This window comes from Bradyrhizobium sp. Ses1 (assembly GCF_059512365.1).
Genome location: NZ_JCAMOQ010000017.1, coordinates 35684 through 46672, shown reverse-complemented (window position 1 = coordinate 46672; position 10989 = coordinate 35684). Strand labels below are relative to the sequence as shown.

The window sequence follows — 10989 nt, the reverse complement described above, 5'->3', positions numbered from 1 at the left end:
GGAGATGATTGATGAGTCTGTATGGTGTTATGCGCACCGGTGGCTCCGGCATGAATGCGCAGTCCAACAAGCTGTCGACGGTTGCCGACAACATCGCGAACGTCAACACCACAGGCTACAAGCGTGCCGCCACCGAATTCTCTTCGCTCATTCTGAGGAGCGGGTCCGGCAACTACAATTCCGGCAGCGTCGAAACGAATGTCCGCTATGCCATCTCCGATCCCGGAGCTCCGCAGTACACGACATCAGCCACGGATATGATGATCCAGGGCAACGGATTCTTTGTCGTGACCGACGCCGGGGGCACGCCGTTCCTGACCCGCGCCGGCTCCTTCGTGCCGGATGGCGAAGGCAATCTGGTCAACGCGGCGGGCTTCTATTTGATGGGCTATAACGTCAAGAACGGTCCGCCCAACGTTGTCGCCAATGGTCTGACCGGCCTGGACGTCGTCAACATCGCGCAAAGGTCGCTTCAGGGTAATCCTTCGACGAGGGCGACACTGGAGAGTGCCAATCTCGACGCCAACGCAGCCATTACCGCGGGTCCGCCCGCCTATACGTCCAAGACCTCGATCGTCACCTACGACAATATCGGGAACAAGGTGACCCTCGACGTCTACATGTTCAAGACGGCGGCCAACACCTGGGACGTGCAGGTGTACGACAATGCTGCATCGACGGCCGGCGGTTTCCCCTATTCAAGCGGGCCGCTGGATTCCGATACGTTTACCTTCGACGTCAGCGCGACCGGAAAAGGCAAGCTGGATGCGGCCAGCCCCACCACTCTCACGTTTACAATCCCGGGCGGCTCGCCGTTCACGCTCGATCTTTCGGCGATGACGCAGGTGGCCAAGGAGTTCGCCTTCAAGCCGAGCGTCAACGGCAACGCTCCGAGCTCGATCGACAAGGTGGAAGTCGATACCGACGGCACACTGTATTCGATCTATACCGACGGGACGCGGCTCGCCACCTATAAGATTCCGCTTGCGACGGTGCCGAGCCCGGACAATCTCATGCCGGAGGCCGGCAACGTCTACTCGGTCGGGATCGACTCCGGCAACGTGCAACTTGACTTCGCCGGGCGGAGCGGCCTGGGCACCGTTAAGTCGGAGGCGCTCGAGCAGTCCAACGTCGATCTTGCGGCCGAGCTGACTTCGATGATCGAGTCGCAGCGCGGCTATACCGCCAATTCAAAGGTCTTCCAGACCGGTGCCGATCTGCTCGACGTGCTGGTCAATCTGAAGCGCTAAGCGGCGTCAGCGTATCATCGGGACGGGGGGTCTCATGTCACTCACGGTCGCACTCAGCTCGGCGCGCACGTCGCTCATGACGACCAGCGCGCAGGCTTCCGTGATATCGCGCAATATCGCCGGTTCCATGCAGGACGGCTATTCGCGAAAGAATGTGCTCGTCGCGTCGCTGCCGGGAAACGGGGTCTATGTTGCCGGCATCCAGCGCGCCACCAGTCAGGGGCTGTTCTACAATGTGCTGAAGGCGGCCTCTTCCACCGCCAAGCAGGATTCGATCTATAACGGCCTGCAGAAGATCGCGGCGACAACCGTTGACGACCCGCAGCAGGACCAGTCGCCGGCCGCGCAACTTGCCAAGCTGAAGAGCGCCCTGCAGCAATATGCGACGGCGCCGGACAATATCACGCTCGCGCAAGCGGCGGTAACGGCGGCCAAGGGCGTCGCCTCGGCACTCAATGACGCGACGAAGACGGTTCAGTCGGTGCGCGCCGATGCCGATGCCGACATGGTGACATCGGTCTCGACCATCAACCAGCTGCTGGCCCAGTTCGAGACGGTCAATACATCGATCGTCAAGGGGACCATCACCGGAAGCGATGTCACAGACTACCTCGATATGCGGGACAACATCCTGTCCAAGCTCTCGCAAGAGGTCGGCATAACGGTCGCGACCCGTGCCAACAACGATATGGTCATCTACACGGATTCGGGCGTTACGCTGTTCGAGACCAAGGCGCGATCGGTCACGCTTGCCCCGACCAATGCTTACACCGCCGGCACCACCGGAAATGCGGTCTATATTGACGGCGTGCCCGTCACCGGCGCGTCTGCCGTGATGCCGATCCATGGCGGAAAGCTCGCGGGCCTTGCCGCGCTGCGCGACGATTCCACGGTCACCTATCAAAACCAGCTCGATGAGGTTGCGCGCGGCCTGATCGAGGCCTTCGCGGAGCAGGACCAGACGGGTGCGGCGCTGCCCGACGTGCCCGGCCTTTTCACCTATCCGGGCGCGCCGGCCATGCCGCCGGCGGGTGTGATATCCTCGGGGCTTGCCGGCACCATCTTCGTCAACCCGTCGGTCGATCAGGGCGCCGGCGGCAATCCGCTGCTGCTGAGAGACGGTGCGATCTCCGGCAACGTGGCTTATCGCTACAACACGAGCGGCGCCGCCGGTTTCTCGACTCGGGTGCAGCAGCTTGTGGACGGGATCGCGGCAAACCGTCCGTTTAATCCGGCGGCTCTCGGGAAGCCGAATGCGAGCTTGATCGACTTCGCCGGCTCGTCGGTGAGTTGGCTGGAAGCCCAGCGCAAGAGCACGAACGATGAAGCGACCTACAGTCAAACGCTGCTTGAGCGCAGCGCGGAAGCGCTGTCCAACGTCAGCGGCGTCAATATGGACGACGAAATGTCGTTCATGTTGCAGGTCGAGCGCACATTTTCTGCGTCGTCGAAGCTGATCGCGACGATCGACGAGATGTTGAAAGACCTTCTCGCGGCGGTGAGGTAACGGTATGGCTACGACGTTCATTTCCTCCAACTCGATCTCGACCACGTTGCGCATCGCGGCCATGAAGAGCCAGACCGCAATCGCACAAGCGACAAAAGAGGCGACGACCGGTCGATTCGCCGATGTCGGCCGCGAGCTCGGCGCTCTCACCGGTCGTGATGTGACGCTCAGGGCAGAGTTGCTCGATCTCGACAAGCTGGTGGACACCAACGCTCTTGTCGCCGGACGGCTCGACATATCGCAGCAGCGAGTGGGCGAGTTGATCAGCACCGCGCAATCCTTCCAGAAGGACCTGTTTGCAGCGCGCAATTCTGCCAATGGCGGCAACGTCATCCTGACGCCGTCGCGCGCCAACCTCGACGCCCTGATAGGGGCGTTGAATGTCACAACGGATGGCCAATATCTGTTCGGCGGCATCAATACCGGCGTGCAACCGATCACCGGCTACGCGGCCGGCTCGACCAACAAGAATGCCGTCGATGCCGCGTTCCTGGCAAATTTCGGTTTCACGCAAAGTGATCCGGCGGTCTCGAGCATCAGCGCCGCAGCGATGCAGAACTTCCTGGATACCACGTTCAAGGCGCAGTTCGACGATCCGGCCTGGGGGGCAAACTGGTCGTCCGCTTCCGATCAGGTGATGCGGAGCCGCATCTCGACGACCGAAACCATCGACTCGTCAGCCAGCGCCAACGAGCCCGCATTTCGCAAGCTGGCGATGGCCTATACGATGCTGAGCGACCTCGGCACGCAGAACCTCAACCAGAACGCGTTCCAGGTGGTGATCGACAAGGCGACCGAAATTATCGGTGCTGCGATCAACGACCTGGCCGGTGTCGGCGCCAAACTGGGAACTGCCCAGGAGCAGACGACCAACGCCACGAGCCGCCTGAAGATCCAGACCGATCTGATCACCAAGCAGGTCACGGCGATGGAGGAGGTCGATACGGCTGAGGCATCTGTTCGCGTCACGAACCTGAAAAACCAGTTGGACATGTCGCTGGCGCTCACGTCTCGCATTCAGCAGCTCAGCATCCTCAACTATCTCTGATCTGCGATCCCGTCAGTAACCAGCCGGCTGCGAGTTAGATGACATTATCCAGTTACGACGCGGTAATCGAGGACTCTGGGCGTGAGGCGCGCTCCCGCGAACAACGGGCCCTGAGCCACGGGATCGATCTGCTGAGGCGTCTGCAAGGCGGCGATCTTGCACCCCCGGAGGATGCCGAGGCGCTGTTGTTCATTCGAAGGCTCTGGGCGTTCTTCGTGGAGGACCTTTCGAGCGCCCGCAATGGGCTTCCGGAAAAGTTGCGCGCCGAGCTTATCTCGATCGGCCTGTGGATCATCAGGGAAGCAGATAGAATTCGGCAGGAAGAATCCTGCGACGTCGCGGAGCTTGTCGAAATCAACGTCATTATTCGAGACGCGCTCGCATGAAGAAGCCGATCTGTATTTCGCTGCGCGGCGGCGAGCGGATCTATATCAATGGCGCGGTGTTGAGGGTCGATCGCAAGGTGACCCTTGAGCTGATCAATGACGTGACTTTTCTGCTCGAGAGCCAGGTCATGCAGGTCACGGACGCGACGACACCGTTGCGCCAGCTCTATTTCGTCGTCCAGCTCATGCTCATGAGCCCGCACGACGTCGAAGAGGCGAAAGCGGTCTATCGGCTGCAGCGGTCCGGGCTGCTCGCAGCCACCGAAAACACAGAGATCCTGGACGGCCTGGAGCAGATCGAGAAGCTGGTCGAATCGAAACGATACTATGAGGCTTTGCGCAGGATTCGCGCTCTGTTCGAGATCGAACAGCTGATCCTGGCTGGCGGCGACCTGCCACGGCCCGTCGAAGTCGCGTAAGACATCAGGAGGACGATATGAACGTTGACGGCGTGGGTTCTGCAAACTCGGCGGCGAACAAGAAATCGGAATCTTCGTCCGCGCCGGCGACGGTGGATTACAATCAGTTCTTGCAGCTACTGGTCGCGCAGTTGAAGAACCAGGACCCGACCAGTCCGACGGACACGTCGCAGTACGTGGGTCAGTTGGCGCAGCTATCCGCCACCGAACAGGCGATACAGACGAATGCCAAGCTCGACACGCTGCTTTCCTCCAGCGCATTGGCCCAGGCCGAAAGCCTGGTCGGACGCACGGTGTCATTCACCAGCTCCGAAGGCGAGGCTATCAAAGGCAAGATCATGTCTGTGCGAATCATCCAGGGCGGAGCCGTCGCGACACTCGAGAACGGTGTCGACGTGCAGCTTGGGCCGGGCCTGACGATCAGCTAAGCGATGAACGAACGCGACGCTCTCGACATCGTCCAGCAGGCGATCTGGACCATCATCGTGGTCTCTGGCCCCGCGGTCGGGGCCGCGATGATCGTCGGTATCCTGATTGCGCTGCTGCAGGCACTGACCCAGGTGCAAGAGATGACGTTGACCTTTATCCCCAAGATGGTGGTCATGCTGATCGTGGTCGCCGTCTCCGGCTCGTTCATCGGCGCGCACATTTATGCCTTTACCGAACTGCTCTACTCGCGGATCGAGCACGGATTCTGAAGCGGGACGCTGCGGCCAACACCTTCGCGCAAGCTAGGCGCTGCAAGGTGCCGATATGATGGTGTCCCAGGAATCTCCATGGCCCAAGCACTAAGCCCAGCTCTGCCGAGCGAGCGTCGGATAGGTGCCGACGTTGCTTTTGCGGTCGGCATCGTCGCCATCCTGACGATGCTGGTCCTGCCGGTTCCATCGGTCCTGATCGATGTCGGTCTCGCCTTCTCGATCGCGCTTTCGGCGCTGATCCTGATGGTGGCGCTGTGGATTCAGCGCCCGCTGGATTTTTCGGCCTTCCCGACGGTGCTCCTGATTGCAACCATTCTTCGCCTCGCGCTGAACGTGGCGACGACCCGGGTGATCCTGTCGCGCGGGGCCGAGGGAGAGCACGCGGCCGGCTATGTGGTGGCCGGTTTCTCGAAGTTCGTGATGGGCGGCGACTTTGTCATCGGGCTGATCATCTTCGCTATTCTTGTCACGGTCAATTTCGTCGTTATCACCAAGGGCGCCACGCGTATCGCGGAGGTCGGCGCGCGCTTCACGCTCGATGCGATCCCGGGCAAGCAAATGGCGATCGATGCGGATCTGTCCGCGGGGCTGATCGACGACAAGGAAGCGCAGCGTCGGCGCAGGGAGCTGGAGGAGGAAAGCGCCTTTTTCGGCGCAATGGACGGCGCCTCGAAATTCGTGCGCGGGGATGCCATCGCCGGGCTGATCATCACCGCGATCAACATATTCGGCGGCATCGTCATCGGCGTGGTCCATCACGGCCTCCCGCTGGCGCGGGCAGCAGATATCTTCACCAAGCTTTCCGTCGGTGACGGTCTGGTCTCGCAGATCCCGGCGCTGATCGTCTCCCTTTCTGCCGGCCTGCTCGTTTCGAAAGGCGGCACAAGGGGATCGGCCGAAGAGACGGTGCTCAGGCAGCTCGGCGGATATCCGCGCGCGCAGTCGGTGGCCGCGCTCATGATGTTCGTTCTTGGAATGCTGCCGGGCCTGCCGCTGCTGCCCTTTGCTTTCCTGGGCGGCGTGATGGCATTCATGAGTTACGCGCTTCCCCGCCGGCAGGCGGCGAGACGGCAGCAGGAGGAGGTGCTTGCAGCGCAGGAGCGCGAACGATCGCAGGCCGACTCGAAAGAATCGATCAAGGAATATCTGAAGACAGCGGACGTCGAGCTCTGCGTGGGCAGCCAGCTTGCGGTTCAAATGCTGCATGCGCACGGGGAACTTTCGCATCGCGTCAGCAAGATACGGCGCCGCTTTGCGACCCAATACGGGTTTGTGATTCCCGAAATCAAATTGACGGACGACATGTCCGTCGGACCGAAGAGCTACCGCATCAAGATACATGGCACTATCGTGGCGCAGCATGAGCTTCGCATCGGCGAGGTTCTGGTGCTCTTCGATGGTGTTCGTAAACCGGACGTGCCGGGCGACGAGACGGTGGAGCCGGCCTTCGGCATGAAGGCGATGTGGATACCCGAGACGTTCCTCGAAGAGGTCAGACGGGATGGCTTCAAGGTTGCGGACAACATTTCCGTCCTTCTCACCCATTTGAGCGAAATCATCCGCGGCAATCTCGCGCAGCTTCTTTCCTACAAGGACATGCGGGCCCTGCTGGATCGGCTCGACCCCGAGTACAAGCGGCTCATTGAGGATATCTGCCCGTCGCAAATCTCCTATTCGGGCCTGCAGGCGGTCCTCAAGCTGCTGCTTGCCGAGCGCATCTCGATCAGGAACCTGCATCTGATTCTCGAAGCCGTTGCGGAAATCGCGCCTTTCATCCGCCGCGCCGAACCTATCGCGGAGCACGTTCGCATGCGCATCGCGCAGCAGATCTGCGGTGACTTCGCCCACAACGGGGTGCTCAAAGTGCTGCGGCTCGGAAATCGCTGGGATCTCGCATTCCATCAAAGCCTCAAACGCGATGCCAAGGGCGAGATCGTGGAATTCGACGCCGATCCTCGCCTGGTCGAGCAGTTCGCGGCGGACGTTACGACGGCGGTTCGAAAGGCAATGGGGCAGGGCGAAAGCGTCGTGCTCGTCGCGCCCCCGGAAGTTCGTCCATATGTTCGCATGATCACGGAGCGGGTGTTCCCGACCCTGCCGGTGTTGTCGCACGTCGAGATCGCGCGCGGTGTCGAGGTGAAGTCGCTCGGAGCAATTTCTTGATCGCGAGCGCATCAGGCTCCGTGCTGGCCACATTTCTGATCTTCTGCCGGGTCGGCACATGCTTGATGATCGCGCCGGGATTTTCGCGTTCCAACATTCCGGTGCAGGTCCGGCTGTTCATGGCCATCAACGTCACGCTGATGTTGGCGCCCTTGCTGGAGGCGAGCGTACGCCCTGTCGTGGAGACAGCCGCGATGGCGGCCATCGTCCGTGCGATCATGTCGGAGTTGGTGATCGGCCTCCTGATCGGCCTGACCGCCGCGGTGTTCTTTTTCGCCCTGGAAACAATGGTGACGATGGCCGCATCCGCGATTGGGCTCAGCGGAATACCCGGAACGTTGGAAGACGGTCAACAGATGCCGGCCCTCGTGCCATTCATCACATTGCCGGCGATCGTCCTGTTCTTCATGACCGGTCAACATTGGGAGCTGCTCCGCGGTCTCATTAACTCCTATCGAATCTGGACGCCGGCGGTCGGCATCAGCGGCGAGACCGGGCTCTCCGAGCTCACCGATCATCTTTCACAAGCGTTCGTCCTGGCACTCAGGGTGGCCAGCCCGTTCATCGTTTACGGCGTCATTGTCAACCTCGCGCTCGGGCTCGCCAACAAGCTGACGCCAAGCATTCCCGTCTATTTTATTTCGCTGCCTTTCGTGGTCTTCGGCGGCCTCATGCTGGTCTATCTGACCAGTCGCGAACTCGTGCTGCAGTTCACAATCGCATTTTCATCGTGGCTGGCCGGTTGATCGACGCATGAAATCAAGAGATCGCAAAATCCGTCGCATCGCCGCTGTCCAGGCGAAGATGCACCGTCTCGCGCAATGGGAACTCATAGAGTGCCAGGCGAAGGAGCAGGAACTGCAGGAGCGGCAGCGTCGGATCATCGAGGGGTTCAACGAGGCGATCGGAGTGACGCCGTTGGCGGCGCAAAACGCGGGTCAGAATCTGAGGACCGCGAGCGTTGAACAAGGAGTGGTGGCCAAGGCGAAGGAGCGTATCACCTCGCACGCGATGACCGAAGCCCGCAAACTGAAGCAGGTGCTCCGAATGGCTGAAACGGTCGCGCGGCAGGCATTTCGACAGCGGGAACAGCGCGTCCTTGAGGAAGTAACTGAAACAGCGGCGAAACGGCCGGCCGAGAAAATGCAGGCCAATGAAACCAGTTTGGATCGCTAGAGCATGATCCGGAAAAGTGGAAACCGGTTGTCCCTCGCGACAAACGCGAAGCGTTTGCGTGGGAGGATCATGCTCAAACGAAGAGATGAGGTCATGATCCGATTCCCTTTAATCGGATCATGATCAAGGAGAGGCACAGCATGACGGTCAGCCCCGTACCGGATCTTATCCTGGATGTGATGGAGGCCGCAGATCCGGTCTCCCAGCGCATGGCCACTGGCAAGCTTGAGCGCGCCTCGTCCGCAGGCGAAGACTTCGCCGCGGCGATGGACCGGAAGATCGAGACAGGTGCGCTGGAACGACCCACGGTGTCTGAGCAAGGCACGAGCGCTTTGCGCGGCGCCGCGATCGACGGCAGCGGGCACGCCACGATCATCAGGAAGGCAGATACCGATCGCGGCGTCTTTCGGAAGTTCGAAGCGTTCGTCCTGCAAACGTTCGTCGAGTCGATGCTGCCGCAGAACGCGAGCGAGATTTTCGGCAAGGGAACCGCCGGCGCGATCTGGCGGTCGATGCTGGCTGAACAGATCAGCAATGAGATGGCCAAGGGTGAAGGAATCGGAATTGCCAAGCAGCTCGCGAAATCGCGCTCCGTTGCCAATTCCGCGACTGGTAACGGCTAATTTGCAGCAAGATGAGCGCAACGATGAATCAGAATGACGAGCAGCAACAAACGCTTGAAATCCTCGAGGCACAGGCGACGATTGTTTCCGAGGGAGGCGGTCTGCCGGCGCTGTCACAACAAGCCTTGCCCGAGCTGACGGATGCGCAGGATATCGCGGCTCAATGGCTGGGAACCAACTCGAACGCGTTGAATGCGATCGAGCGGCTCACGGCGACCATTGAAGAGGAAACGGACAAACTCGAGAACCGGACGCAAGTCGATTTTGATTCCTTTAGTCAGCGCAAGAATCGTGGCCTGCTTGAACTGACGAGGGCCATGCGCGTGACACAGGGGATCGAGTTCGACCCTCGTGTGGTCGCGCACCTGACGCGCCTGCGGGCGAGCCTCGTCAGAAATCAGGCCGCACTACAAATGCATCTCGATGCCGTTCGCGAAGTCTCAGCGATCATCGCGAAGTCGATCCAGGAAGTTGAATCGGATGGCACATACTCATTGATGGGGCCGGGCGGATGCAAATAGTCAGGCTGCTCGTGGCGGGCGTCTGGGCCTGCATCGTCACCGTCGGCGCAAGCCTGGCTCTGTCTTACTGGAAGGAAGGACATGCCGCGCCTGCGGCCAACCAGGACTACGCGGGCGGCCTCGCCTACGAGAAGACGAGGGTGATCAACGTGCCGATGATCGCTGATGGCAGCGTCCAGGGCTACATCGTTGCACAGTTCGTCTTCACGGCGGATTCAACAGTGCTTCGTCAGCTTCCGGTGCCGCCGGAAGCTTTCGTCGTGGACGAGGCATTTCGGAAAATCTATTCCGACGAGAATCTCGACTTCAAGAACCTTTCTCGATTCGATCTCGCCCACTTTTCACGTACGGTCAGAGAGCACGTCAACAAGCGCCTTCAGGCTGACGTCTTGCAGGACGTGCTCGTTCAGGACTTCAATTATGTTTCGAAGGATCAAATTCGTCGTTAGACCGCTTTCGCAAGTCGTCGAGCCGATATCCCATATAGCGCTTTGACTCGATCGGATCGTAGCCGAGATGGTTGCGGAGCTTCTTGCGAAGCTTGCTCACGTGCCCCTCGATCACGTTTTCGTCGAAGCTCGAGTCGAAAAGACCGTAGGTCGCATTGAAGAGCTGGGTCTTTGTCAGCCACTTTCCCTGGTGCGCGACCAGATGCTCGAGAATGCGCAGCTCGCGACGCGGCAGGGCCAGCGTTCTGCCGCCGATTTCCGGATCCCGGCCGTCAAGAAAAACGCGGATCAGGCTGGTTGGCGTTTCGGCTGATTGACCGACGGTTCGTCGGCGGATGACGGCCGTGCGAACCAGGATCTCGCGAACATGGATCGGAATATGGACGACGTCGTCGACGCCGGCTTCGAACAGCTCGATCGTGTCCCGGAGCTGCTTCAGGTTGTTCAGGGCGATGATCGGCGCGTGAGACTTGTTGCGGATGCTCTTGGGAATGCTCGTTCGATCCGAGCAGTCCCCCAGGATAAACGCCCCGATTGCCATTACGTCATTGCCTACGGCGGATTGTAGCCATTCGCGAAAATCTTTCGATGAGAAGCCGATCGAAACGACGCCTTCGCGATCGAATCCAGCCGCATAGCCCCGTGTAACGGTCTCCCGATCATCGATGACGATGAACATGTGGATGCCCCTGTTTGCCCTAGATAGTTGTTGTGGAGTCGAGCAGGCGTGCTCGCTCCGCTTGGTT

General features: G+C 60.3%; 14 protein-coding genes. 13 read left to right on the top strand and 1 reads right to left on the bottom strand.

Features of this window, described 5'->3' with window-relative positions:
- The first annotated feature begins 11 nt into the window (after nt 1–11).
- From AC5ZG5_RS20530 to AC5ZG5_RS20470, 13 genes are all read left to right on the top strand, one after another.
- Nucleotides 12–1250 carry a flagellar hook protein FlgE gene (locus AC5ZG5_RS20530; RefSeq protein WP_456643793.1) on the top strand — a complete coding sequence of 413 codons (1239 nt, stop codon included), beginning with the start codon at nt 12–14 and terminating at the stop codon, nt 1248–1250.
- 34 nt (nt 1251–1284) lie between these two features.
- Nucleotides 1285–2757: a flagellar hook-associated protein FlgK gene (gene flgK / locus AC5ZG5_RS20525; RefSeq protein WP_456643794.1), complete on the top strand. Its 1473-nt coding sequence runs from the start codon at nt 1285–1287 to the stop codon at nt 2755–2757.
- Nucleotides 2758–2761: 4 nt separating this feature from the next.
- On the top strand, nt 2762–3805 hold the full coding sequence (locus AC5ZG5_RS20520; protein WP_456643795.1) for a flagellar hook-associated family protein: 1044 nt from the start codon (nt 2762–2764) through the stop codon (nt 3803–3805).
- 38 nt (nt 3806–3843) lie between these two features.
- Nucleotides 3844–4191: a flagellar biosynthesis regulator FlaF gene (flaF, locus tag AC5ZG5_RS20515; protein WP_130223140.1), complete on the top strand. Its 348-nt coding sequence runs from the start codon at nt 3844–3846 to the stop codon at nt 4189–4191.
- 8 nt (nt 4192–4199) lie between these two features.
- Nucleotides 4200–4610 carry a flagellar biosynthesis repressor FlbT gene (gene flbT / locus AC5ZG5_RS20510; RefSeq protein ID WP_165435052.1) on the top strand — a complete coding sequence of 137 codons (411 nt, stop codon included), beginning with the start codon at nt 4200–4202 and terminating at the stop codon, nt 4608–4610.
- Nucleotides 4611–4627: 17 nt separating this feature from the next.
- Complete coding sequence (gene flgD / locus AC5ZG5_RS20505) at nt 4628–5038, top strand: flagellar hook assembly protein FlgD (protein WP_028161588.1); 411 nt, start codon at nt 4628–4630, stop codon at nt 5036–5038.
- 3 nt (nt 5039–5041) lie between these two features.
- Complete coding sequence (fliQ, locus tag AC5ZG5_RS20500; protein WP_028161589.1) at nt 5042–5308, top strand: flagellar biosynthesis protein FliQ; 267 nt, start codon at nt 5042–5044, stop codon at nt 5306–5308.
- 78 nt (nt 5309–5386) lie between these two features.
- Nucleotides 5387–7474 carry a flagellar biosynthesis protein FlhA gene (gene flhA / locus AC5ZG5_RS20495; protein WP_456643796.1) on the top strand — a complete coding sequence of 696 codons (2088 nt, stop codon included), beginning with the start codon at nt 5387–5389 and terminating at the stop codon, nt 7472–7474.
- On the top strand, nt 7471–8220 hold the full coding sequence (gene fliR, locus AC5ZG5_RS20490) for a flagellar biosynthesis protein FliR (protein WP_130223134.1): 750 nt from the start codon (nt 7471–7473) through the stop codon (nt 8218–8220). The genes flhA and fliR overlap by 4 nt, the downstream gene beginning before the upstream one ends.
- Before the next feature lie 7 nt (nt 8221–8227).
- Nucleotides 8228–8650, top strand: a complete 423-nt coding sequence (locus AC5ZG5_RS20485) for a hypothetical protein (protein WP_130223132.1) — start codon at nt 8228–8230, stop codon at nt 8648–8650.
- Nucleotides 8651–8790: 140 nt separating this feature from the next.
- Complete coding sequence (locus AC5ZG5_RS20480; protein ID WP_456643797.1) at nt 8791–9273, top strand: rod-binding protein; 483 nt, start codon at nt 8791–8793, stop codon at nt 9271–9273.
- 23 nt (nt 9274–9296) lie between these two features.
- A complete protein-coding gene (locus AC5ZG5_RS20475) occupies nt 9297–9794 on the top strand; it encodes a hypothetical protein (protein WP_456643798.1) in 498 nt (165 codons plus the stop codon).
- Nucleotides 9785–10243, top strand: a complete 459-nt coding sequence (locus AC5ZG5_RS20470; protein ID WP_456643799.1) for a hypothetical protein — start codon at nt 9785–9787, stop codon at nt 10241–10243. Before AC5ZG5_RS20475 ends, AC5ZG5_RS20470 begins: the two co-directional genes overlap by 10 nt.
- On the opposite strand, the gene AC5ZG5_RS20465 is transcribed toward AC5ZG5_RS20470, so the two are convergent.
- The gene (locus tag AC5ZG5_RS20465) at nt 10209–10922 is read right to left on the bottom strand and encodes a response regulator transcription factor (protein ID WP_028161594.1); all 714 of its coding nucleotides are present in this window, start codon (nt 10920–10922) and stop codon (nt 10209–10211) included. The two genes, AC5ZG5_RS20470 and AC5ZG5_RS20465, sit on opposite strands and share 35 nt — an antisense overlap.
- Nucleotides 10923–10989: the final 67 nt, after the last annotated feature.